Genomic DNA, 24,019 nt, shown 5'->3' with positions numbered 1-24,019 from the left:
GGAGTTTAAGATGTTTTATGATTTTGCACTTGAACATGCCTGGCTGATTCCTCTGTTACCGGCAATGGCCTTTGTCATTATTGGCATGATAACCCGCTCCTACGGAAAGCTGTCAGCAGCTATTGCTGTTTGCATGAGCTTTATTAGCTTTTTGCTTTCCTCCGGTGTTACCTATGCCTTGGTAAATTATGGAATCAGTGTTGAGCAGCCTTTTGTGCAGCAGTTGAACTGGATGCATATTGGTAGCGTCAGCATTTCCATGGGTGTTCTTATTGATCCGCTGACGGCCATGATGCTGATGGTGGTTTCCACAGTATCATTGCTGGTTCAGATATATTCTGTGGGATATATGAAAGGGGATAAGGGCTACGGACGGTTCTTTGCATTCCTTTCGCTGTTTGCCGCTTCCATGCTGGGACTGGTATTGGCAGTAAACTTCCTTCAGATGTATGTATTCTGGGAGCTGGTTGGTCTTTGCTCCTATCTGTTAATCGGTTTCTATTATTACAAGGTTTCTGCAAGGGAAGCTGCCAAGAAGGCCTTTATGACTACCCGTGTGGGTGACTTTGGCTTGCTCCTTGGTATTCTCCTGTTACAGATTAACTTTGGAACTCTTGATTTCATGGAGCTTAGGGAGATAATTCCAGCCTACATTTCTATGGCTGGCACTGGCTTGATGACAGTCATTGCCCTGCTGGTATTTGTTGGTCCTATTGGCAAATCTGGTCAGTTCCCACTTCATGTGTGGCTGCCTGATGCCATGGAGGGTCCTACTCCTGTATCTGCACTGATTCATGCAGCAACCATGGTTGTTGCCGGTGTATATTTGGTAGGACGTGCCTTCTTCATGTTCACCGAGCTGCCTTGTGTTATGAATGTTATAGCCTGGGTGGGCGGCTTCACAGCCTTCTTTGCTGCCAGCATAGCCTTTACCCAGACTGCCATAAAGCGTATTTTGGCATATTCCACTATAAGTCAGCTGGGCTACATGATGTTGGCTCTGGGAGTTGGTTCCCTTACTGCCTCCTTCTTCCACTTGATGACCCATGCTTTCTTTAAAGCACTGTTATTCCTCTGTGCTGGTGCAGTAATGCACGCCATGGCGGATGAGGCAAATATCTTTAAAATGGGCGGCCTGAGAAAGAAGATGCCGATAACCTTTGCCACCATGACCATTGGTGTGTTGGCTATTGCCGGTATCCCGCCTTTTGCAGGCTTCTTCTCCAAGGATGAAATCCTGCTGGCTGCAGCTCAGGTGAGCACACCTCTTTATGTGCTGGCTACTTTAACAGCTTTTATGACGGCCTTCTATATGGCCCGTCTGCTGTTTGTAACCTTCTGTGCTGACCCTGCCAACGAGGAATCTTATGAGCATGCCCATGAACCATCAAAGTTTATGCTGTTCCCATTGATTGTTTTGGCAGCCTTGGCAGTTGTCAGTGGTCTTTGGGGGCATCTGGAGGGCTTTGGGGAGTGGGTACGCTTCGGCCATCCTCATGAAGCCGGTATTGATATGACTATTGCTGTTTCCTCCACTATTCTTTCCTTCATTGCTTTCGGCATTGCATGGAACATTTATGTGGCCAAGCGTTGGAGCTCCGATACAATAGCGGAGAAAACGGGTATTCTTTACAAATTAAGCTATAACAAATTCTATATTGACGAAATCTATGAAGCCCTTATCAAGGTATTTGTAGATGGCGTTGCCAAGGTATTCTACTGGATTGATATCTACATCGTTGATGGCATTGTCAACGGTCTGGCTCATCTGGTAGGGGGCATCAGCTGGATTTTAAGCAAGGCACAAAATGGACAGGCCCAGCATTATTCCGGGGTCTTCATCTGTGGTGTGGTAATCCTTGTGGCTTATAGCCTCTACTTTTTGGCAGTTCTGGGAGGTGCATTGTAATGACTAGCTTTCCTTTGTTATCAGCAGTCCTGCTGGCACCTATCTGCGCTGCTGTAATTCTGTGCTTTGTCTCTCCAAAGGCAGCACAGTCCGTAAGGGTTATTGCTGCTTCAGCCATGACTGTGGCATTGGCTCTTACCTTGTATGCTTTCTTTAGCTATGATATGACAGCAGGGGGCATGCAGTTTACCGAAAGTATTCCCTGGATTAAGGATTTAGGTGTTCACTACGCATTAGGTGTAGATGGGATTTCCCTTCCTATGCTGTTGCTCACAGATCTCATTGGGTTGGCGGCAGTGTACAGCTCCTGGAATATTACCAATCGCCCAAAGGAATTTTACATTCTGCTGATGATTCTCATTGCAGGTGTAACGGGTACCTTTATTGCAACCGATCTGTTTATATTCCTCCTTTGCTATGAGGTAGTGGTTATTCCAATTTACATCATGGTAATTATTTGGGGCTCCACCAAGAGGGTTTCAAAGGAATATGCTGGTATGAAGCTCACCATTTATCTTTTGATGGGATCTGCTTTTATGCTGGTGGGTGTAGTTGCCCTTTATCTTACTGTGGGTGATGTGGTTGGCTTCAGAACCTTTGATATGCAGGCATTGGCTGTGGCAGGTCAGAATGGTCTCCTCAGTGAGGAATTCCAGATTTTTGCCTTCTTGTTGCTGCTCCTGGGCTTTGGTTCACTGCTTTCCATGTTCCCTTTCCACAGATGGTCTCCAGATGGTTATGCTGGTGCACCAACTGCGGTTTCTATGATTCATGCTGGCGTGCTTAAGAAAATCGGTGGCTATGGTCTTATCCGTCTTGGTCTTCTGGTGCTTCCATTGGGTGCCAGATTCTGGGCTCCGGTTATTGCGGCTCTGGCCATCATAAATGTAATGTATGCCGCATATATAGCACTTGCTCAAAAGGATTTGAAGTATGTAATCGGTTATTCCTCTGTATCACACATGGGTTATGTTCTTCTTGGTTTTGCTTGCCTTAATGTGGTATCTGTAAGCGGTGCTGTGGCCAACATGGTGGCTCATGGTGTAATGAGTGCCCTGTTCTTCTCCATGATTGGCTTTGTATATGAAAAGACTCATATGAGAAGCGTTACTGAGCTCCGTGGTCTGGCTCATCAGATGCCTCGTGTAGCCACCGGCTTTATGCTGGCTGGTATGGCATCTTTGGGGCTGCCAGGTCTCATCGGCTTCATTCCGGAGTTTACAATTTTCGTCGGTTCCTTCAGCGTATATCCTGTTTTTGCTATTCTGGCAATTTCCGGTATAATCTTCACCGCTCTTTACACCCTGCGTGTATTGGCGAAGGTGCTGTTTGGACCAAGGGATTCCAAGTTTGACAGATATAAGGATGCCAGAGGCGTGGAGATGATGCCACTGGTAATTCTGGGTATTGCACTGGTTGGCTTTGGTATATTCCCACAGGTTCTTATGGGGATGGTTGGCTCCGGTACAGAGCAGCTGATGCCATTGCTTGACCGCATCGCAGAAGTACCTGGGTTCATAGGAGGGATCAGATAATGAATTTTGAAGCTATTAGTACAGAAATTTTCATTTTGGTCCTTGGCCTTTTTGCTATTGTTATGGACCTGGTATTACCTAAGAATGAGTCCCGCAAGAGCATTGGTGGGGTTCTGGTATTTGCCCTAACCGGATGGGTTCTGTATATGTTTTCCATGTATGTACCGGAAACTGCTGTGGCCGATGGTTCAGCAACTACAAGATATTTCATGGATATGATGTATATCGTGGATAACTATTCTTTGTTCTTTAAACAGTTATTTATGGTAGCCACTGTGTTTACGTTGCTGTTTTCCATGGATTATATGCAGACGGTGCTTCGTTACAAGGGTGAGTTTTATGCTCTCCTGATGACAGCACTTCTCGGTATGTGCGTTCTTGCTTCTGCCAATGATTTCTTGACTGCCTTCATTGGGCTGGAGCTTATGACCATTTCCTTCTATATTTTGGTTGGTGCAAGGATTTCTTCCGTGAATTCCTCTGAGGCTGCCGTAAAGTATCTGGTGGTTGGATCAGTATCTACGGCCATCATGCTTTATGGTATCAGCTTGGTATATGGTTCTACCGGCACAGTGCAGTTTTATGAGATGTTCCACAACCAGCATCTGTTTACCGCTGCAGGGCTTGCAGGAGCCACTATGATAATGATTGGCTTCTTCTTCAAGCTGTCAGTTATTCCGTTCCACATGTGGGCTCCTGATGTATATCAGGGGGCACCAACACCGATTACGGCCATGCTGGCCATGGGTTCCAAGGCTGCGGGGATTGCGGTGTTCATGCGGGTAATCTATGTGGCCTTCCCATTGATTGGCTTCTACTGGCTGCCAATTTTGGCAGTACTGTCTGCAGTATGTATGATTGGTGGTAACATTATGGCTATCCGTCAGAATGATGTGAAGCGTATGCTGGCCTATTCATCTATTGCTCAGGCAGGCTATATGATGGTGGGTATGGTATCTGCGGATTATCCTGGCATGAAGGCTGTAATGTTCTACGGTATGCTGTACGTATTTGCCAATGTAGGTGCCTTTACGGCTCTTACAGTGGTGGAACAGCAGCGTGGGGGATCTGATTACAAGTCATTGGCTGGGCTTGCCAAGTCGGCTCCTGTTCTGGCGGCTGTCATGACCATTTCCTTGCTGTCCATGGCGGGTATTCCTCCTACAGCTGGCTTTGCCGGAAAACTGTATCTCTTTACAGCTGTAGTAAATCAGGGGTATTTGTGGCTGGCCTTTGTGGGCTTTATAATGTCCATGATTTCCGTTTACTACTATTTACAGGTAGCCAAGGCTATGTATCTGGCTGAGGGTGATGGCAAGGAGCTTCATATTAGCGGTGCAGTTAGGGCTGCCGCTGTATTGAGCGTCATCGCTACTATTCTCTTTGGTGTATGGCCTGAGAAGCTGGCAGAGCTTACGAATTTGGCTGCATATACTTTCCTACAATAAGAGCATATTAATTGATAACAAAAAAATAGGGCCTGTGACGAGATAAGTGTCTTGTCATGGACCCTATTTTATTATGCTTTAAATTCAATTTTAGATAAATTTTTTTGGTCTAAATATGTATACAGTATATTTTGCAATAAATATTAATAATACATTGCCTGTATATTGGTATAATGTTAGAATCATGGTTAGTGGATAATTGCTAACAGCTTTGATATTAGTCTTAGCCAAGGGATGGCTAATTTAATCAGGGAGGATTAACGGGATGGTATTGAAGAACTACATGGAGGACTTTGTTCTGGATAAGCTTGAGGAGCTTATTCCTAAGTATCCGGGATGTTGTTTTTGTGAAAATTGTAGAACGGATATAGTAAATTTGGCACTTAATCACTTGCCACCTAAATATGTATCAACAGACAAGGGACAAGTTTTTGCCCGTGTGGAATGTTTTAACAGCCAAAGTGAAGTGGAAATCGTCAAACAAATTGCTGCAGCCATTGAGCAGGTGGAGGCACACCCAAGACATTAAGGTTCAAATGTATTCTAATACTGTAAATAATTTTTGGTATAAATTAGCGAGTTATCAGGTGGGTATAAAAAACATAGCTATGTGAGTGAGCACTCTATCCTAAGGTGGATTGAGTGCTTTTGTTATGCAGTAAATTGGAAAAAAATCGATTTTATTCAGAAGAAAAAGGATAATGCCGGAATAGTATATTAATTAATGGAGCTACTGAACATTTTCCATATAACAACGAAAAGCTATTACTGTAAATTTTGGTCACCTATAAAGCCGGTGGCTGCTGCTTTTGTGTACCATTCCTGGGCCTTTTGCAGATTTTTTTCTACACCAAGGCCACTTTCATACATATGCCCCAGAGCCACCATGGCTGGGGCGGCAATAATGTCACCGCGCTGGGCGGCTTTTTGATATAGGGTCAAAGCCTTGCGGTAATCCTGGGGAACACCATTGCCGGTTTCGAAAAGCCGTCCTAAATAATAGGTGCCTGTAATATCGCCACGTTTGGCGGCAATGGCATACCATTTGGCGGCTTCCTCGAGATTGGCTTTTACGCCATAGCCGTGTTCGTAGCAAAGGCCTATGTAACGGGAGGCCTTTATGTGTCCTTTGTTGTTGGCAGCTGTGAATTTTTCCAGTGCTTTTTTATAATCACCGGCTTTGTAGGCGGTGAGGCCGGCATCCTGTAAAGATTTGGCAAGCAAGCTGTGTTGCCCTTGCCCGTCATCTTTGCTCTGCTGAAATAGCCAGTCGCGGATGGCTTCGATATTATAAGAAAATGACCAGGTATACATGTGGTTGCCATCGGCAAAAACAGAATAATTTATTGGTGCCTTGGCAGCTGCCATATCTTTGACCTTATTATTGATTTCCGTCATGTCGGCATGACTGTCCCAGAAGGTTTCGTTTCGTGAAACCTTGCTGCCAAGGGATTCCCAAAGTTTTGTAGCAGCGTTCATGCCGGGGAAGGCCTTGGTATCCCCCTCGCATACTGTTATCCAAAGCTTCTTGTCCTTCATGGCGGCCATTTCATCTACATTCCATTGGCAAGCTACCAGCCATTGTGCAGCAAATAAATCAGGATATTTATCACTGATGGCAATGTTGGCCATACCTCCCTGTGATTGGCCGGTGCCATATATACGGTTTTGGTCTACACTGTATTTGTTAATTACGTAATTAAGCAAATTGGTAACAAGAGTAAGTCCGGGTGTCCAGACGTTTTCATCGGTGGTCATCATACCCAGCTTCTCCACCAAGTCGGCGGTGTATTGTGGTGCCAGGACAATGCACTGGTGCTTGGCCTGTTCATTGTCGCTTGCCCAGATGGTGGCACCATTTCCCTGAAACAACGGCGTTTTTATTGCATTGATGTTGGCACTGGCATCGGCCACGAAAAACAGCAGGGGATATTTTTTCTGGGGATCGTAGTTTTTGGGCAAGTACAGATTATAGGGAATGGTTGCACCGATCTGCTCATCTGTATACTCATCTTGCTGGAAGAGTTCTATGTCTGGCTCCTTTACTTCTGATGCCGCTAAATTCGCTGGGGTAAAGGTGGTGCCATCAATAGCGGTAAGGGGATGTACCTGCTGCACATGCAAGGTTAAATCTGGCAGCCTTCTGTTGGATTGTCGTGGCGCATCTGTACCTTTGCCATTATTATCATCTGCTGGTTTTGCCTGGTGTCCTGGCTTCTTGCTTAAATCACCATCAAAGACGTTGTTATGGTTGACAAATTGCAGGATGACATAACGCCCTGCCTTCCCTTTATCAGTTATTTCTGGTTTATTGTTGACTGTTACTGCGATAATTTCTTGGCCTTCCACCATAAAATCCGACGGCTTTACGGCTGATGGTAACAGTACCGTTGGGTATTCCAAAATAGCTTCGGCAATATGCTCACCATTGCCATAGACCCGCGCCACCGCCGTAACCTTCTGCATAGATTGAATGCTAATAGCTGACTGAATTTCCTCGGTATGAATAACAGCTGCCTGTACCGGCAGGGGATTAGGCATTATAAAAACTCCTGTCCCAATCAAGGCTATAGCTGAAGCTAAAAATTTTTGATATTTTCGCATATTATTTCCTCCATACTTTTTTTAGGCAATAAAAAAATCGACGCTCCCTAAAAGGGGGGAAACATTAATTGGTTTCCACGTCGATTTTCTGCTGCCAATGCAGCACGGCTCCTACACAGCCGTCTATGCTATTGGCATAACTATAGCATAGACGGCGGATATTTACAAGAATGTTTTTATGTTATTAGTGTAAAGGTAGCTTATTACAAATGATTTACAAAATGCTCGATACGGGCCAGGGCCTCGGAGATTTGTTCTATGGAGGTGGCGTAGGAGCATCTTACGAAGCCTTCGCCACATTCACCAAAGGCGTTTCCAGGTACCAGTGCCACATGCTCCTGCATGAGGATTTTTTCGGCAAATTCCTCTGATGAAAGACCAGTGGAGGTGATGTCAGGGAAAATATAGAAGGCACCCTTTGGCTCGAAGCATTTTAAACCAGCCTTTTGGAGTCCGTCGTAAATCAGACGACGGCGCTTGTCGTATTCTGATACCATTTTTCTCATGTATTTCTCACCGTGGCGCAGGGCCTCCACAGCAGCAATCTGGGCAGTGATTGGAGCACAGAGCATGGTATACTGATGAATCTTGGTCATGGCGGCAATGATGTCAGGATTGGACAGGGCGTAGCCAATTCGCCAGCCAGTCATGGCATAAGCCTTGGAAAAACCATTTAGAAGTATGGTTCTGTCCTTCATTTCGGGGAGTCCGGCAAAGCATACATGCTTGGTGTCCCCATAAGTAAGGTCACCGTATATCTCATCGGAAATTACGATAAGGTCATGCTTTACGGCAAAGCGGGCAATAGCCTCCAAATCTTCCTTGGAAAGAATGGCTCCCGTTGGGTTGTTTGGATAGCCAATAAGAAGAGCCTTGGTCTTTGGAGATACATGAGGCTCCAAATCAGCAGGGGTGATGCGGAAATCGTTTTCAGCCTTGGCTGGTACAGGCACCGGTATACCACCTGCCAGAGTAGCACAGGCTTTGTAGGAAACATAGCATGGCTCCGGAATGAGAATTTCATCTCCAGGGGAGAGAATGGTACGCATGGCAATATCCAGAGCTTCACTTACACCTACAGTAACGAGTACATCGGTCTTTGGATTGTAATCAAGCTCAAAACGTCTTTTATGCATGAAGCAAATTTCTTCACGAAGCTCCATAAGACCACGATTGGCAGTATATGATGTGTAGCCCTGCTCCAGCCCGTATACGCAGCTTTCACGAATGGACCATGGAGTGACGAAGTCAGGCTCACCAACACCAAGGGAAATAACATCCTCCATTTCGGAAGCAATATCAAAGAATCTTCTTATACCAGAAGGCGGCACACTTTTTACTATAGGTGAAATTCTGTCATTCCAGTTTGTCATATACTCATCACCAACCTACGATCTTTTTCTTTGTCATCAATGATAATGCCATCCTTCTTGTATGGCTTCAGCAGGAAATGGCTGCGGGTCTGGGTTACACCCTCAATGGTTGCCAGACGGGTGGCTACGAAATTGGCCACATCCTGCATGGATTTTCCTTCAATGATTACCAGCAAATCAAAGCTACCTGACATGAGATAAACAGTGCGCACCTCGTCGAAGCGGTAAATGCGCTCGGCAATGGCATCGAAGCCCACCTCTCTCTGTGGAGTGAGGTTTACCTCGATAATGGAGGTAACGGTATTTTCACCGGTTTTGTCCCAGTTGATGAGGGTATTGTAGCTGAGAATGATTTTATCCTTTTCCAGCTTGGCCATTTTTTCCTCAACTTCGTATTCGCTGATATTCAGCATTGATGCCAGCTCCTTGGCCGGGCGGCGTGCATCATGTTTTAAAAGCTCCAAAAGTTCACGCATTGTAAATACTCCTTTGTACGTTATTGTTAATAAAAAAAGCCCCGTCCAACAAAAGGACGAGGCATATTCCCGTGGTACCACCTTATTTAGCTCTACTGGAGAGAGCCACTTAAGCTGCCATTATCGCTGGCTGACGGCAGAATTTTTATCCCTTTGGGGGATATAATAATCTGCGGCTCATGAATAGCTTTCCGCTTATCAATAATAGCAATTTTCACCAAACATTGCCTCTCTGAATTATTTCGTAAGCGTACTTTTTCAATCATTGCCTTTGCAATTTAAAATTCTTTTGCATACTATAGCACATTGAATTTCATTTTGCAAGAGGTCGTACTTGATATTGTTTCCAATGGTGTAGAATTGTTTACTTCCTTTCGTTGCATTGAAGCGAATATTTGAGTACAATGAAAAAAGGATAAATTTCGCTGCTTGTTAAAGGAGTCGATTATTTTGGTACTTGGAAAAATCAAAGAAGTAAGTTCAGGTTTTACAAAGTTCCCTGAGGCCATACGAAAAGCTCTGTTTTTCCTGGCCGAGCATAATTTCAATGAAATGAAAGACGGTACTTACCCCATTGATGGTAAAAACAGCTATGCAATTTTGCAGCGTTATAGTACCAGACTGCCCGAAAGTGGCAAACCGGAGGCCCATCGGCAATATGTGGATATCCAGTATGTTGTCAGGGGAAGGGAGGAGCTGGGCTGGTGTCCATTGAATCCTGAGCTCATAGAGGCGGTCCCGTATGATATTGACAAAGATATAGTGTTTTATGAAAAGCTCGTTCCAGGAAGCAGTATAGTGCTTGATGAGGGCACCTTTGCTGTTCTTTATCCTGCTGACGTACATCGTCCTTGCGGTTCCTTAGATGGAAAACTCGCACCAGTTACCAAGGTGGTCGTAAAGATTGCCGTGGATTACATAAAGTGATGCTGTTTTTTTATTAAGTTTTTGGAGGCATGATTGATGACTGTAAGAAGAATTTACGTGGAGAAGCGTCAGGGGTTCTATGATATCCCGGCTCAGCAGCTTTGCGATGACCTTATTGAGAGTTTTCGCCTGACTGATCTTAGAGCTGTACGGTTGTTTAACCGCTACGATATCGAGGGCCTTAGTGATGAGGAATATGCTACAGTAAAATCTGTGGTATTTTCTGAACCACCTGTTGATGTAGTATACGAGGAGAAGCTTCCTGAGTTTGCCAATTCCAGGATGTTTGCTGCCGAATATCTGCCTGGACAGTATGACCAGACTGCTGACTCTGCCGCTCAGTGCGTACAGCTTGTTACCCAGAAGGAACGCCCTATTATTGCAACTGCAAGGGTTGTGGTTCTGGTGGGAAGCATCGATGATGCCACTTTTGCCAAAATAAAGGATTATTATATTAACGCAGTGGAAAGCCGTGAGGCCAAGCTGGAAAAGCCGGAGTCCTTGGAAATGAAGCTGAAGGCTCCTGCAGATGTTGAGGTCCTTACTGGTTTTACATCTCTTTCGGATAGTGAACTTAAAACCTTCATGAATAATCGTGGCTTTGCCATGAGCTTTGAGGACCTGAAATTCTGTCAGAATTACTTCCGGGATATAGAGCATCGTGATCCAACCATTACTGAAATTAGGGTTATTGATACTTACTGGTCCGATCATTGCCGTCATACCACCTTTACCACTGCAATTGATTCAGTGGGGATTGAACAAGGACCATATACACCAGTTATAGCCCAGGCATATCGACAGTATCAGGAGGACAGAAATCTGGTATACAGTGATGAAGATCGTGACGTTACTCTCATGGATCTGGCTGTTATCGGTATGAAGGTCCTTCGCCAGCAGGGAAAACTGGAGGATTTGGATAAGTCCGAGGAAATAAATGCTTGCAGTATCGTTGTCAATGCGGATATTGGCGGCGAAAACGAAGAATGGCTGGTTATGTTTAAAAACGAGACCCATAACCATCCTACAGAGATTGAGCCATTTGGTGGTGCTGCAACCTGTCTTGGCGGTGCTATACGTGATCCTCTTTCAGGACGCTCTTATGTATATCAGGCTATGCGCGTAACCGGTGCTGCTGATCCTCGTCGTCCTGTTTCTGAGACAATAAAGGGTAAGCTGCCACAGAAAAAGATCACTCAGGGGGCCGCAGCAGGCTATAGTTCTTATGGCAATCAGATTGGTTTGGCCACTGGCCAGGTGGCTGAGGTTTACCATGAGGGCTTTATGGCCAAGCGCATGGAGATAGGTGCCGTTATTGCTGCTGCTCCAAAGGTAAACGTAGTTCGTCAGGTTCCAAAGAAGGGCGATGTAGTTGTCCTGGTAGGTGGACGTACCGGCCGCGATGGCTGTGGCGGCGCAACTGGTTCTTCCAAGGAGCATACCACTGAGTCTTTGACCACTGCCGGGGCAGAGGTCCAGAAGGGTAATCCTCCGACAGAGAGAAAGATTCAGCGACTTTTCCGTATACCTGTTGTGAGCAAGATGATTAAGCGGTGCAATGACTTTGGTGCCGGCGGTGTTTCCGTAGCTATCGGTGAGCTGACGGATGGCCTTGTGATTAATCTTGACTCCGTAAAGAAAAAATATGAAGGCCTTGACGGTACAGAATTGGCTATCTCCGAATCCCAGGAGCGTATGGCAGTGGTTCTGGATGCCGGCAATGTGGACGATTTTATTAAATATGCCGATGAGGAAAATTTAGAAGCAACAGTTGTTGCCCTGGTTACTGACGACAGACGTCTGGTGATGAAATGGCGTGGCAATAATATTGTTAATCTCAGCCGTGACTTCCTGGACACCAATGGCGTTAAGCAGCATATTGATGTGGAGGTGGCAGCTCCAGCCAAGGAAGATTGCTACTTTAGAAGGCTGCCCAAGAAAATTGAGGCCTTGGGCTCTGATATAGAAAAGGCTTGGCTGGAAAACTTAAAGGACCTTAATGTATGCAGTCAGAAGGGGCTGGCTGAGCGCTTTGATTCCACCATTGGTGGCAATACCGTTCTTATGCCATTTGGAGGAACCCAGCAGATAACCCCTACTGAAGGTATGGTGGCCAAGCTGCCTGTTCTTGGTGCTGAAACTACAACAGCGACTGCTATGACCTATGGTTACAATCCATATCTTATGGAGTGGAGTCCGTTCCATGGTGCTTTGTATGCTGTAGTGGAGGCTGTGGCCAAGATGGTGGCTCTGGGCGGTCGTGCTGATACTATTCGTATGACCTTCCAGGAGTATTTTGAAAGTCTGGGCAGAGATGCTGCCAAGTGGGGCAAGCCGTTCAGTGCCCTTTTAGGTGCTCTTTGGGCACAGCATCAGTTTGAGATTCCTGCCATTGGCGGTAAGGATTCCATGTCTGGTACCTTTATGGATATGACAGTGCCTCCTACACTTACGGCTTTTGCTGTGGATGTTATGAAGGCTGATAATGCCATTTCACCTGAATTTAAGTATGTTGGCAACAAGGTTTATTATGTTGAATCTCTTCGTAATGAGTTTGAGATGCCTGACTTTACATATCTGAAAAAGGCATACAGCAAGATTAGCCAGATGATTGCCGAAAAGAAGGTATTTGCTGCTTCCAGTGTTCGCATGGGCGGTGTGGCAGCTGCCATTACAAAGATGTGTCTTGGTAACAATATTGGCTTTAAGTTTAGTGCCAATATGAAAAAGATGGATTTGTTCCGTGCAGACTATGGCGGAATTATTCTGGAATTAGCAGATAATGTTGATGTGAAGGAAGCTCTCAAGGGTGTTCGTTATATTGAACTTGGTGAAACCACAGCAGTTACCAGTATTGTTTGTGGCAATGCGGTTATTACCTTGGCTGATGCCCTTAAAGCATATACCAATCCATTGGAGAAGATTTTCCCAACAAAGATAAAAATAGACAAGAAGCCGGTTAATGAGTTCCTGTATAAGAGCGGCAACCGCATAAAGAAGCAGATTACCATTGCCAAGCCAAAGATTTTTATTCCTGTATTCCCTGGCACTAACTGTGAGTATGATTCTGCAAGGGCCTTCGAGAGGGCCGGTGGCGATCCGCAAACCTTGGTTATTCGCAACTTGACTCCTTCTGCAGTTGAGGAATCTGTAGAGGCCATTGTAAAGGGGATTAAGGATTCCCAGATTGTGATGCTGCCTGGTGGGTTCAGTGGCGGTGATGAGCCGGATGGCTCTGGTAAGTTCATTGCAGCTATGTTCCGCAATCCTCGCATAAAGGATGCAGTCCATGAGCTTCTTCAGAAGCGTGACGGTCTGATGCTGGGTATCTGTAATGGTTTCCAGGCATTGATAAAATTAGGATTGGTTCCTTATGGCGAAATTCGTGATCTGAATGATAGTTCCCCAACCCTTACTCATAACCAGATTGGCCGACATGTATCATGTATGGTGCGCACCAAGGTTGTGTCAAACCTTTCTCCGTGGTTTAACAATGTAAAGGTGGGAGATATATTCACCATTCCTGTTTCCCATGGCGAGGGTCGCTTTGTAGCTGACAAAGCTGTTGTGGGCAAGCTCCGTATTAACGGTCAGATAGCCACCCAGTATGTGGGTTCTACTGGTGCTCCTTCAGCAGATATTCCATTTAATCCAAATGGCTCTGTTAATGCCATCGAAGGTATTACAAGCCCTGATGGACGTGTGCTGGGCAAAATGGGGCATTCTGAGCGTATTGGTGACTGTGTTGCCAAGAATGTTCCAGGCAAGCAGGATCAGCAGATCTTCGAGGCTGGAGTAGCCTATTACAAATAAAATACAGTTGAAAGCTTGTATGTAAAAAGTTTCAAATGTGCTTTCTGGTATCTCGTTGAGATTTCAGAAAGCACATTTTTTCTTCCCTGAAAATTATTTTTTCAGTGTAAAATCAGTGATTACAAGTGCTCAGAATAATTGTTCAAAAAATTTTTTAAAAATTTTCAGAAGAAAGAAGGAATTTAGTTTATTATGGCGAAATATACACGCGAGGAAAAAGTTAATAGGCTTGGATGCGTTCCGAATGCCAATATGGCAGAGGAAACCATCTATCAACTGCTCCTGGTAATATGAGTTTAGCCGCCGTACCTTAAGAGAGGATTCTTGTATGTGCTGCCAGACCAAGGAGAAAAGGTCGTGAATGGTATAGCACCCGTGATGGTTGGTACCATATTGCTGGAGCAACATTTTGATTCGGGTATCATGTAGTTGCTTGCAGAGAGATAGGCCAGGCTAAAAAATTAACTTCACCTTTTATGAGTCGATAAATCGGGGATTATATCGGCTGCCGTATTTTAATTTTAGAGGGGGATTTTTTAAAATGGCAAAGAAGTATGTAATGGCGTTAGACGCAGGTACCACTAGTAACAGAGCTATCATCTTTGATGAGAACTCCAAGATCGTAGGTGTTTCTCAGAAAGAGTTCACTCAGATATTCCCACAGCCAGGTTGGGTTGAGCATGATGCAGATGAGATTTGGAGCACCATGACTACTGTTATGAAAGAAGCTCTGGAGCAGAGTGGCCTCGCAGCTAGCGACATCGCAGCTATCGGTATCACCAACCAGCGCGAGACTTCAGTTGTATGGGATAAGAACACTGGTCGTCCAGTATACAATGCAATTGTATGGCAGTCCCGTCAGACCGCTGATATCGCAGATGGCTTGAAGAAGAAGGGCCTCACTGAGGAGTTCAAGTCCAAGACTGGTTTGACTATCGATGCATATTTCTCTGGTACCAAGATTACTTGGATTTTCGAGAATGTACCAGGTACTCGTGAGCGCGCAGAGAAGGGTGAACTGCTCTTCGGTACTATCGATACTTGGCTGATTTGGAAGCTGACCGGTGGTAAGGCTCATGTAACTGATTATTCCAACGCTTCCCGTACTTTGATGTACAACATCAAGGAACTGAAGTGGGATGATGCACTTCTCGGATATCTCGGTGTTCCTAAGTGCATGCTTCCAGAGGTTCGTCCATCCTCTGGTGTGTATGGTGAGGCTGTTCCTTCCATTTTGGGTGCTGCTATTCCTGTTGCAGGTGCTGCAGGTGACCAGCAGGCTGCTCTCTTTGGTCAGAACTGCTTCGAGCCAGGTATGGCTAAGAACACCTATGGTACTGGCTGCTTCATGCTGATGAACACTGGTACTGATATCTATGATTCCAAGAATGGTCTGGTAACCACTATCGCTTGGGGTCTCGATGGCAAGGTTGAGTATGCTCTCGAGGGTTCCATCTTCGTAGCAGGTTCCGCTATTCAGTGGCTGCGTGACGGCGTTCGCATGGTTGATTCCGCTCCAGATTCTGAGTGGGTTGCCAAGAAGGTTCGTGACACTGCTGGTGTATACCTCGTTCCTGCATTTGTAGGTCTTGGTGCTCCATACTGGGATCAGAACGCTCGTGGTATGATCATCGGTATTACCCGTGGTACCACCAAGGCACATATCGTTCGTGCAACTCTGGATTCTCTTGCATATCAGACCAGAGATGTTCTGGGTGCAATGGAAGCAGATTCCAACATTAAGCTGGCTTCCCTGAAGGTTGATGGCGGTGCTGTTGCCAACAATCTGATGATGCAGTTCCAGGCTGATATCCTTGGCGTTCCAGTAGATCGTCCTCAGATCATTGAGACTACTGCTCTTGGTGCAGCTTACCTCGCTGGTCTTGCTGTAGGCGTTTGGAGCAACAAGGAAGAACTGAAGACTGCTTGGAAGTTGGATGTTCGCTTCGAGCCAGTAATGGATAAGTCCGAAGCTGATAAGCTCTACAAGGGCTGGCAGAAGGCTGTTAAGCACTCCATGCATTGGCTGGATGAGGACTAATCAAAAAAGATTAGTTTCTTAAGTTAAGTTGTTCATTTTTTAAGAATTCAATTTCTGGTACCGGCCCCATCCAGGGCTGGTACTGGATATGAATTGTAGCAATTATTTTTATTATTTTTTTGAAAGAAGAGGGATAAGAAAATGGATAATTTGTTAGGCGAGTTCGTCGGCACTATGGTACTGATGGTATTTGGTTGCGGTGTTAACGCAAACATGACTTTGGCTAAGTGTTATGGTCGCGGTGGCGGCTGGATCTGCACAACCACTGGATGGTGTTTTGCAGTTGTAATGGGTGTTTACACCTCTGTAGCTCTCGGTGCTCCTCAGGCAGATATCAACCCTTCCGTTACTATCGCTAAGACTTTGGCTGGTGTTTACACTTGGGATCAGTTCGCTGCTACTTCCATCGTTCAGATTCTCGGTGGTATCCTCGGTGCAATCATTGTTTACCTGGCATATCTCCCACATTGGGCAGAGACTGAAGGCAGCAAGCTTGGTGTATTCTCCACTGCTAATGCTTGTGGTAACCAGATGACTGGATTCTTAGGCGAGTTTATCGCTACCTTCTTCCTGATGTTTGGTATCTGGTGTATCTTCTCCAAGGGCGTACAGGGCTCCATCGGCCTTGCTCCTGGCTTTGGTCCTTATCTCGTAGGTTGCTTGATCTGGGCTCTTGGTCTTTCCCTTGGTGGTTGCACTGGTTATGCAATGAACGCAGCTCGTGACCTTGGTCCAAGAATTGCTCATGCAATCCTGCCAATTCCTGACAAGGGCGACGGCAACTGGGGTTATGCTTGGGTTCCAGTAGTAGCTCCTCTTTGCGGTGGTGTTGCAGCTTATGTTGTATCCAGCGCTCTCGGTATTATCTGATAGCATTTTGCTAGGTTAAGTTAATTAAACATCCCCACTTGTGACTTCATGGGTGGGGATGCTTTTATTAGACAGGGGTAGTAGTGGTTATTAACTTTTCAGGAGGGATTTTTATGAAGAAGCTCATTAACGAAGTTGTAAATGTTGAAGAGGAAATGATTCTTGGCTTGGTAAAATCTGCACCAGATAAGCTCCGTAAATTGGATTGCGGTACTGTTGTAGTAAGAGCCAACAAAAAAGAAGGCAAGGTTGCATTGGTTTCCGGTGGCGGTAGTGGTCATGAGCCTGCACATGGCGGTTATGTTGGGGAAGGCATGCTGGACGGTGCAGTAGCAGGTGCTGTATTTACATCTCCTACTCCAGACCAGATTTACGAGGCCATTAAAGCTGTAGCAACTGATAAAGGTGTTCTCTGTATCGTAAAGAACTACACCGGTGATATCATGAACTTTGAGATGGCTATTGATATGGCCAAGGATGAGGGCATCAAGGCTGATTATGTAGTAGTAAACGATGATGTAGCTGTTAAGGATTCCCTTTACACTACTGGCCGTCGTGGCGTAGCTGGTACTGTTCTGGTACACAAGATTGCCGGTGCATTGGCAGAGAAGGGGGCCAGCCTGGAAGAGGTTAAGGCCGTAGCTGAAAAGGTTATTGCCAACGTTCGCACCATGGGTATGGCTATTACAGCATGCACCATGCCAGCAGCTGGCAAGCCTGGTTTTGAGCTTGCTGACAATGAGATGGAAATCGGTATCGGTATCCATGGTGAGCCAGGTACTTCCCGTGAGGCTTTAAAGCCTGCCAATGCTATTGCTGAGGAGCTCCTCAATAAGATTACTGATGATATTGATTTTGTTGGCAAGGAAGTAGCTGTTATTGTCAATGGCATGGGTGGTACTCCTCTTATGGAATTGTACATTGTTAACAATTTCGTTCATGATTATCTGGACAAGAAGGGTATTAAGATTTATGATACTATGGTAGGAAACTATATGACATCTATTGAGATGGCTGGTTTCTCCATTACTCTGCTTCGTCTGGATGATGAACTTAAGTCCTTGTACAATGCAAAGGCAGATACACCAGCTCTGAAGCGCTAATAAACTGAGGGGAGCTGTTTAAAACGATTACTAATGCACAGATGATTGACATCTTGAAGGCTATTGCTGCCAAGATCGATGAAGAAAAGGATTATCTCACTGAACTTGACAACGAGATTGCTGATGGTGATCACGGTGTAAACATGGCTAAGGGTTTTGATGCAGTTGTAGCAAAATTGGATGCTATGGCTGGAAAGGATATTGGAAGTATCCTTAAAACAACTGGTATGACACTGGTATCCACCGTTGGCGGTTCTGCCGGTCCTCTTTATGGTACTGCTTTTATGAAGGCTGGTGCCAAGCTGGCTGGCAAAAACGAAATGGATGGCAAGGACCTTGTTGAGGCAATGGAGGCTGCCATTGGCGGTATCCAGATGCGTGGCAAGGCTACCACTGGCGAAAAAACCATGCTGGACGCTCTCTGCCCTGCTTTTGATGCATTGAAGGAAGGCATAGAGGCTGGTGAGGATCTTAAGGATGCTTTGACCAAGGCTGTTAAGGCGGCTGAAGACGGTGTGGAGTACACCAAGACCATCAAGGCTACCAAGGGACGCGCAAGCTACATTGGTGACCGTAGTATTGGTCATCAGGACCCTGGCGCAACCTCCGCATTCTATATGCTGGAGACCCTGTTGGCAAACATCTGATAATTAAGTTTTCTAGAGCCAGGCTTAGGGGAAGCTCCTGGGCCTGGCTTTTCTTTTAAGGAGAATTGAAATATGGTTGGTGTAGTTATTGTTTCTCATAGCCAGACTTTGGCCGAGGGCGTAGTTGAATTGGCAAAACTGATGGCTTCTGATGCAAAGATTGTTGCAGCGGGCGGTCTTGACGATGGTACTCCTGGTACCAGCTTTGAGAAGATTTACAATGCTGTTGAGGAAGTTTATTCTGATGACGGTGTTGCAGTTCTCATGGATATGGGCAGTGCTGTAATGACCACTGAAATGGTTATTGAGGCAATGGAAGGCCGTAAGATTGTTATGCTGGATGGTCCTGTTGTGGAAGGCGGCGTTGTAGTAGCCCTGGAAGCATCACTGGGTACTCCGTTGGAGGAACTTCAGGAAAAGGTTGATGAAGCAAGAGATACTAAAAAATTAGATAACTGATTGGTTTTACCAATATAACAATACATAATATGAGGCTGCGGATATGGCTGTTTGATGTCATACATCCGCAGTTTTTTCTTTATACATAATATGAAATAGTACCATAGTCTTTATAATAAAAAGGAAATTTACATGGTATATATAAATTAGACGACAAATTGGCTAAAAAAATTAGCAAAAGGATGATTTGAAATTGTTAAAATATTCCTTTTTCTTTACAAATTATGCTATAATAAAGTAGTCGGGAGGGGTATCGATTGAAGTTAAGAGGAAGCTTATGTCTGTTGTTGGCAGCTTTTATTTGGGGAATCACATTTGTGGCCCAGCTTGTTGGAATGGACAATATTGGCCCCTTTACCTACGGCTTTGCTCGCTATGTGGTAGGCGTTATGGCCATATTTGTTATTTGGTATGGCTTTAGAGGAAAACGCCGTGATGCCAAGGAGCATGGTGAATATTACTCAGGCTGGAAGGCCGGCATGGGCGCCGGCGTAATTATGTTTGTGGCTTCCGCCTTTCAGCAGTGTGCGCTGCAGTATACGACTGCCGGTAAAACAGCATTTATAACCTGCTTATATATTATTTTTGTCCCGATTATTTCAGTGGCCATAGGGAAAATATTGAAGCTGGAAAATTGGATAGGTGCCTTGGCAGCTCTAGTGGGGCTATATTGCTTGTCCATAAAGGGAGATTTTGACTTAAATTACGGTGATGTTCTTGCTTTTATCTGCTCTATATTTTGGTCATTGCATATTATGTATATTGACCGTTTTGCGGATAAAAAGGATAACATAGATATATCGGCATCTCAGCTGGTGGTTTGTGCTGTGCTTAACGGTATAGCCGCCTTTGCCATGGAGAGTGTAGTATGGCAACACATTGTAGATGCTTGGTTTCCAATAGCTTTTGCCGGGGTAATGTCCTCCGGAATAGCCTTTACCTTGCAGATTGTGGGGCAGAAATATGCAGAACCAGCTCATGCCGCTATTATAATGAGTCTTGAGTCAGTATTTGGCGCTGTGGGTGGCTGGTTCGTGCTTAATGAGCAAATGTCCCATATAGAGGTGTTTGGCTGTATGATGATGCTAATGGGAATGCTGATTACTCAAGGCAGTGTTATTATAAGAAATCATTCGTTTAAAATATAGTATAGTATAGAAGAAATATGGGATTCTTTTACACTATGGGGAGGATTGTAAGGATGACTGAATCTAATTCTTCAATAAGAGGAGCAGTTGTTACTATAAAAATCGTTGGTGTCGGTGGTGGCGGCAATAATGTTTTGGCCCGTCTTGCTGAGGATGGTATGGACAAGAGCCAGCTTGTAGCTGTCAATACGGATGTGCGTCAGCTCAGAATCCTTGATGCTGCAGGTATTCCTGCAGTTTTGATAGGTGCAAATTTAACTAGAGGTCGTGGTACTGGTGGCGATCCTGAAAAGGGACAGTCAGCAGCTATTTCTGATGCGGATCAGATTGCAGAGGCAATTCAGGGAGCTGATTTAGTATTCATTACTGCTGGCATGGGTAAAGGCGTTGGCACCGGTGCGGCACCTGTAGTAGCTAAGATTGCCCATGATATGGGCATCCTTACAGTGGGTATGGTAACATTACCATTTTCCCATGAGGGCAGCCGTAAAATGGAAGTCGCACGGGATGGCGTAAAGCTCCTGCGTGAGCACATGGATGCTCTGGTTGAGGTTAAAAATGATAATATTCAGCGTCTGCCTGAGTTTAAACAGAAGTCTGTCGGTGAGTCCTTCAGCATGGTGGATGATGTATTGCGTCAGTCCATCAGCAGCATAGTGGAAATGATTCAGACCACAGGCGTTATTAATGTGGATTTTGCAGATGTTACAACCATTTTTAAGAGTGGTGAGAACTGTGATGCTGTCATGGGTATGGGTGAGGGAGCCAATGCCTTGGAGGCTGTTCAGACTGCAATTAGTTCTCCGCTTATTGAGACATCCATTAAGGGTGCCCGTGGACTTATAGTAAATCTGACAGGCAGCAAGGATTTGCCTCTCCATGATGTTAGGGAAGCCAATGAATTCCTTTATGATAACACCCATCCGGATGTAGAGAATATTATTGGTTTGGTTGTTGATGATAATATGGGGGAAAGAGTAAGAGCTACAGTTATAGCCACTAACTTTGACCCTGCTGTGCTTGCTGATAAAAACAGCATTGTAAAGCCAATTCAGTTTGGCAAGGTGGAAGCACCTAATCCTGTTCCACCGCTTTACGTGGATAAAAAGCCAGAGCCTCAGCCAGATGCAGAGGGAAATGTTCAGACCAATGATGGTCCTGAGCTTATTGGCTTTATGAAGCGTCCTGCCCACATGGGAGGTAGCAGTGTAAATGCAGTTAAAATAGAAGAAAAGAAAGATTAATAAATAGATTTATGGAAACTCGTTTTGAAAGGACAGAGCTGCTTCTGGGAGAAGTGGCTCTGACGAAGATGTCCGGTAGCCGTGTAGTTATTTTTGGTGTTGGTGGTGTTGGTTCATATACCGTTGAAGCCTTGGCCAGATGCGGTATCGGGCATTTTTTGCTTATAGACAATGATGTAGTCAGTGTAAGCAATATCAACCGGCAGTTACATGCACTCACAAGTACAGTGGGGCAGTACAAGACCAGGCTTATGGCTGAACGCATAAAGGAGATTAATCCAAAGGCGGTGGTAGAAACAATTGAGGATTTTTATCTGCCAGATAACCGGGATAAATTCCTCAAGGGGAAGATTGATTATATTGTGGATGCCATAGACACAGTGACAGCCAAAATAGACTTGGCTGTGCAGGCTGATAAAATGGGAATACCGATTATCAGCAGCATGGGAGCTGGCAATAAGCTTAATCCGGCAGAATTTGAGGTTTCGGATATATATAAAACCAGCGTGTGTCCCTTGGCAAGAGTGATGCGTCAGAAGCTGAAAAAGCTGGGAGTGAAGAAGCTTAAGGTGGTCTATTCCAAAGAAGAACCTATTAAGCCAAAGAAAAAATCTGGGGAGACAGATGATGCTTCCAATGGTGCATCAAAAAAGGCTGTTCCAGGCAGCGTGTCGTTCGTTCCTTCAGTTGCCGGCCTTATCGTAGCCAGTGAGGTAGTGAAGGATCTGTGTAATGGGTTAATTGAACGATAAAATTAACCTTGGTTTGGTTATTTCCGTGTATACATTATAATTTAACAATTTTGTTATATCTACTATGACAATAAAATAATATTATGATATAATATTATTTGTTGTATGCCAAAACTTTATAAGGGGTTTTGAGGTGTAAATGTATAAGGAGGAATAAGAAATGAAACTGTTTGGCAAACTTTCTCTGTTAAGCGTCATGCTGGTGACAATTATTGCACTGGTTGCAGGTTGCGGCGGCGATGGCGGTAAGAAATTCCTGAACATTGCTACTGGTGGTACTGCTGGTACCTACTATCCAATCGGTGGCGCAATGTCTGAGATCCTGAACAATGAGATTAAGGGCATGAACGCAAGCGCTCAGAGTACTGGTGCAACTGTAGCAAACATCAATATGTTGAAAGAAGGTCAGGTGGATCTGGCTATCGTTCAGAACGATATTACCTACTATGCTGCTAACGGCACAGAGATGTTCGAAGGCAAGAAGGTAGAAAACATTAAGGGTATTGCTACTCTGTATCCAGAGACCTGTCAGATTGTAACTCTTGATGGTAAGGGCATCAAGACAATTGCAGATTTGAAGGGTAAGCGCGTTGCAGTAGGTGCTATGGGTAGTGGTGCTGAGGCCAATGCACGTCAGATTCTCGCCGCTTATGGCATTACTTATGATGATATTGATGAGCAGTTCCTTTCCTTCAGTGAGGCTGCAAGCGCATTAAAGGACGGTAACGTTGATGCAGCATTCCTCACCGCTGGTTATCCTACTGCTGCAGTACAGGATATTGCTTCCCAGAACAAGGTTCGTCTGCTTCCTGTAGAGGCTGCAAAGGCTGATGCTTTGATTGCCAAGTATCCATTCTACACCAAGGTTACTATTCCAGCAGGTACTTATGGCATGACTGAGCCAGTAGAGGCTATTTCTGTTATGGCTATGCTCGTATGCTCTGACAAGGTTGACGATGCTCTTGGTTATGAAATCACCAAGGCTCTCTTCACTCACCTTGATCGCATTCAGGCAGCACATGCAGCAGCAAAGGCTATTAGCAAGGAAGGCGCAGTTAAGGGTATGCCAATTCCTATGAATGCCGGTGCTGAGAAGTTCTTTAAAGAGTAAGAGAATATGAAAGCTATGGGAGCTGTTATAGAAGCCATTCTTTCAGCTCCCCTTTTTAAAATGATAAAAAGAATACTTGCATCATGTATACTGGTATTGGTCTTGTGCTGTACCGGCTGGTGGCTGACAAGGCCAATGCTCAGTATATATGGAAATGAAACTCAAAAAGTTGTAACTATGAATGTTACACCAGAAACCAAACTGGAAATAAGCTTTATACATTCAGTACAAAAGACTTTAGTGGAGGAGTTTCTCGTCCCCGATGAGAAGCTAAAAGGTTTTGTGCTGAATTCCACCAAATATCATTCCTTTGGTGTTGGATTGCCTTTTATGGAGTCAGATGGTGCCTTCCGACAGGAAGGAAATGCCTTTATTATGGATGATATGAACCGTCACTTCAATGAATTGAACCTGCGTACTGGAGTGGGTACTAAGCTGACGGTTACGGTTGATGATCAGAAATTTGAGCTTTATGAAATGTTTGAGCCTGGTCAAAAAATAGATATTGTTATTATACCTAGATATAAGACCTTTTTAAGGTAACGGTAAGAAGGAGGGA

General features: G+C 44.9%; 19 protein-coding genes and 1 other annotated feature. Of the genes, 16 read left to right on the top strand and 3 right to left on the bottom strand.

Going from position 1 to position 24,019, the window contains the following annotated elements:
• Nucleotides 1-10: 10 nt before the first annotated feature.
• The 4 genes from nuoL (at nt 11) to B6K08_RS03640 (ending at nt 5,421) form a co-directional block, all read left to right on the top strand.
• Nucleotides 11-1,909 carry an NADH-quinone oxidoreductase subunit L gene (gene nuoL / locus B6K08_RS03655; protein WP_039210729.1) on the top strand — a complete coding sequence of 633 codons (1,899 nt, stop codon included), beginning with the start codon at nt 11-13 and terminating at the stop codon, nt 1,907-1,909.
• A complete protein-coding gene (locus B6K08_RS03650) occupies nt 1,909-3,444 on the top strand; it encodes a complex I subunit 4 family protein (RefSeq protein ID WP_080325410.1) in 1,536 nt (511 codons plus the stop codon). Before nuoL ends, B6K08_RS03650 begins: the two co-directional genes overlap by 1 nt.
• Nucleotides 3,444-4,892: an NADH-quinone oxidoreductase subunit N gene (locus B6K08_RS03645; protein ID WP_039210735.1), complete on the top strand. Its 1,449-nt coding sequence runs from the start codon at nt 3,444-3,446 to the stop codon at nt 4,890-4,892. The genes B6K08_RS03650 and B6K08_RS03645 overlap by 1 nt, the downstream gene beginning before the upstream one ends.
• A gap of 265 nt (nt 4,893-5,157) precedes the next feature.
• A complete protein-coding gene (locus B6K08_RS03640) occupies nt 5,158-5,421 on the top strand; it encodes a late competence development ComFB family protein (protein ID WP_039210738.1) in 264 nt (87 codons plus the stop codon).
• 236 nt (nt 5,422-5,657) lie between these two features.
• Here the strand turns inward: B6K08_RS03640 and B6K08_RS03635 are convergent, their stop codons facing one another.
• From B6K08_RS03635 to B6K08_RS03625, 3 genes are all read right to left on the bottom strand, one after another.
• The gene (locus tag B6K08_RS03635) at nt 5,658-7,433 is read right to left on the bottom strand and encodes a prolyl oligopeptidase family serine peptidase (protein ID WP_159446679.1); all 1,776 of its coding nucleotides are present in this window, start codon (nt 7,431-7,433) and stop codon (nt 5,658-5,660) included.
• Nucleotides 7,434-7,699: 266 nt separating this feature from the next.
• The gene (locus tag B6K08_RS03630; protein WP_039210740.1) at nt 7,700-8,869 is read right to left on the bottom strand and encodes an aminotransferase class I/II-fold pyridoxal phosphate-dependent enzyme; all 1,170 of its coding nucleotides are present in this window, start codon (nt 8,867-8,869) and stop codon (nt 7,700-7,702) included.
• On the bottom strand, nt 8,866-9,345 hold the full coding sequence (locus tag B6K08_RS03625) for an Lrp/AsnC family transcriptional regulator (RefSeq protein WP_027397264.1): 480 nt from the start codon (nt 9,343-9,345) through the stop codon (nt 8,866-8,868). Before B6K08_RS03625 ends, B6K08_RS03630 begins: the two co-directional genes overlap by 4 nt.
• 49 nt (nt 9,346-9,394) lie before the next feature.
• Nucleotides 9,395-9,620: a binding site (T-box leader), on the bottom strand.
• A gap of 175 nt (nt 9,621-9,795) precedes the next feature.
• On the opposite strand from B6K08_RS03625, the gene B6K08_RS03620 reads away from it, so the two are divergent.
• The 12 genes from B6K08_RS03620 to B6K08_RS03565 all read left to right on the top strand — a co-directional run bounded on the left by B6K08_RS03620 (nt 9,796) and on the right by B6K08_RS03565 (nt 24,003).
• Complete coding sequence (locus tag B6K08_RS03620) at nt 9,796-10,272, top strand: NanQ anomerase/TabA/YiaL family protein (RefSeq protein ID WP_039210742.1); 477 nt, start codon at nt 9,796-9,798, stop codon at nt 10,270-10,272.
• A gap of 36 nt (nt 10,273-10,308) precedes the next feature.
• Entirely contained in the window at nt 10,309-14,085 is a 3,777-nt protein-coding gene (locus tag B6K08_RS03615; RefSeq protein ID WP_080325409.1) for a phosphoribosylformylglycinamidine synthase, read from the top strand.
• A gap of 541 nt (nt 14,086-14,626) precedes the next feature.
• Nucleotides 14,627-16,126, top strand: coding sequence for a glycerol kinase GlpK (gene glpK, locus B6K08_RS03610; RefSeq protein WP_080325408.1), 1,500 nt, complete (start codon nt 14,627-14,629; stop codon nt 16,124-16,126).
• A gap of 141 nt (nt 16,127-16,267) precedes the next feature.
• On the top strand, nt 16,268-16,996 hold the full coding sequence (locus B6K08_RS03605) for an MIP/aquaporin family protein (protein ID WP_027397268.1): 729 nt from the start codon (nt 16,268-16,270) through the stop codon (nt 16,994-16,996).
• 113 nt (nt 16,997-17,109) lie between these two features.
• A complete protein-coding gene (gene dhaK / locus B6K08_RS03600) occupies nt 17,110-18,099 on the top strand; it encodes a dihydroxyacetone kinase subunit DhaK (RefSeq protein WP_027397269.1) in 990 nt (329 codons plus the stop codon).
• Between the two features lie 41 nt (nt 18,100-18,140).
• Nucleotides 18,141-18,746 carry a dihydroxyacetone kinase subunit DhaL gene (gene dhaL, locus B6K08_RS03595; RefSeq protein WP_080325407.1) on the top strand — a complete coding sequence of 202 codons (606 nt, stop codon included), beginning with the start codon at nt 18,141-18,143 and terminating at the stop codon, nt 18,744-18,746.
• A 72-nt stretch (nt 18,747-18,818) separates the two neighbouring features.
• On the top strand, nt 18,819-19,205 hold the full coding sequence (gene dhaM / locus B6K08_RS03590) for a dihydroxyacetone kinase phosphoryl donor subunit DhaM (RefSeq protein WP_027397271.1): 387 nt from the start codon (nt 18,819-18,821) through the stop codon (nt 19,203-19,205).
• A 257-nt stretch (nt 19,206-19,462) separates the two neighbouring features.
• Nucleotides 19,463-20,353, top strand: coding sequence for a DMT family transporter (locus B6K08_RS03585; protein ID WP_080325406.1), 891 nt, complete (start codon nt 19,463-19,465; stop codon nt 20,351-20,353).
• 53 nt (nt 20,354-20,406) lie between these two features.
• Complete coding sequence (ftsZ, locus tag B6K08_RS03580; protein WP_159446678.1) at nt 20,407-21,597, top strand: cell division protein FtsZ; 1,191 nt, start codon at nt 20,407-20,409, stop codon at nt 21,595-21,597.
• An 11-nt stretch (nt 21,598-21,608) separates the two neighbouring features.
• Nucleotides 21,609-22,349 (top strand): tRNA threonylcarbamoyladenosine dehydratase, encoded by a 741-nt coding sequence (locus tag B6K08_RS03575; RefSeq protein WP_080325404.1) that lies wholly within the window; start codon nt 21,609-21,611, stop codon nt 22,347-22,349.
• A gap of 160 nt (nt 22,350-22,509) precedes the next feature.
• Entirely contained in the window at nt 22,510-23,460 is a 951-nt protein-coding gene (locus tag B6K08_RS03570) for a TAXI family TRAP transporter solute-binding subunit (protein ID WP_051555464.1), read from the top strand.
• 6 nt (nt 23,461-23,466) lie between these two features.
• The gene (locus tag B6K08_RS03565) at nt 23,467-24,003 is read left to right on the top strand and encodes a DUF1850 domain-containing protein (RefSeq protein WP_080325403.1); all 537 of its coding nucleotides are present in this window, start codon (nt 23,467-23,469) and stop codon (nt 24,001-24,003) included.
• The last annotated feature ends 16 nt before the right edge of the window (nt 24,004-24,019 follow it).

Origin of the sequence: Anaerovibrio lipolyticus DSM 3074, from assembly GCF_900141865.1 — a bacterium.
In the GTDB taxonomy this organism is placed as follows: Bacteria; Bacillota; Negativicutes; order Selenomonadales; family Selenomonadaceae; genus Anaerovibrio; species Anaerovibrio lipolyticus.
This window is presented reverse-complemented; position numbering and strand designations above follow the sequence as displayed.

Bases quoted from the DNA above. Each gene is read 5' to 3' on its own strand.
- B6K08_RS03605 (WP_027397268.1), top strand. From the start codon at position 16,268: ATGGATAATTTGTTAGGCGAGTTCGTCGGCACTATGGTACTGATGGTA.
- B6K08_RS03630 (WP_039210740.1), bottom strand. From the start codon at position 8,869: ATGACAAACTGGAATGACAGAATTTCACCTATAGTAAAAAGTGTGCCG.
- dhaM (WP_027397271.1), top strand. From the start codon at position 18,819: ATGGTTGGTGTAGTTATTGTTTCTCATAGCCAGACTTTGGCCGAGGGC.
- dhaK (WP_027397269.1), top strand. From the start codon at position 17,110: ATGAAGAAGCTCATTAACGAAGTTGTAAATGTTGAAGAGGAAATGATT.
- B6K08_RS03650 (WP_080325410.1), top strand. From the start codon at position 1,909: ATGACTAGCTTTCCTTTGTTATCAGCAGTCCTGCTGGCACCTATCTGC.
- B6K08_RS03640 (WP_039210738.1), top strand. From the start codon at position 5,158: ATGGTATTGAAGAACTACATGGAGGACTTTGTTCTGGATAAGCTTGAG.
- B6K08_RS03565 (WP_080325403.1), top strand. From the start codon at position 23,467: ATGAAAGCTATGGGAGCTGTTATAGAAGCCATTCTTTCAGCTCCCCTT.
- B6K08_RS03615 (WP_080325409.1), top strand. From the start codon at position 10,309: ATGACTGTAAGAAGAATTTACGTGGAGAAGCGTCAGGGGTTCTATGAT.
- dhaL (WP_080325407.1), top strand. From the start codon at position 18,141: ATGATTGACATCTTGAAGGCTATTGCTGCCAAGATCGATGAAGAAAAG.
- B6K08_RS03575 (WP_080325404.1), top strand. From the start codon at position 21,609: ATGGAAACTCGTTTTGAAAGGACAGAGCTGCTTCTGGGAGAAGTGGCT.
- B6K08_RS03635 (WP_159446679.1), bottom strand. From the start codon at position 7,433: ATGCCTAATCCCCTGCCGGTACAGGCAGCTGTTATTCATACCGAGGAA.
- B6K08_RS03625 (WP_027397264.1), bottom strand. From the start codon at position 9,345: ATGCGTGAACTTTTGGAGCTTTTAAAACATGATGCACGCCGCCCGGCC.
- ftsZ (WP_159446678.1), top strand. From the start codon at position 20,407: ATGACTGAATCTAATTCTTCAATAAGAGGAGCAGTTGTTACTATAAAA.
- nuoL (WP_039210729.1), top strand. From the start codon at position 11: ATGTTTTATGATTTTGCACTTGAACATGCCTGGCTGATTCCTCTGTTA.
- B6K08_RS03645 (WP_039210735.1), top strand. From the start codon at position 3,444: ATGAATTTTGAAGCTATTAGTACAGAAATTTTCATTTTGGTCCTTGGC.
- glpK (WP_080325408.1), top strand. From the start codon at position 14,627: ATGGCAAAGAAGTATGTAATGGCGTTAGACGCAGGTACCACTAGTAAC.
- B6K08_RS03570 (WP_051555464.1), top strand. From the start codon at position 22,510: ATGAAACTGTTTGGCAAACTTTCTCTGTTAAGCGTCATGCTGGTGACA.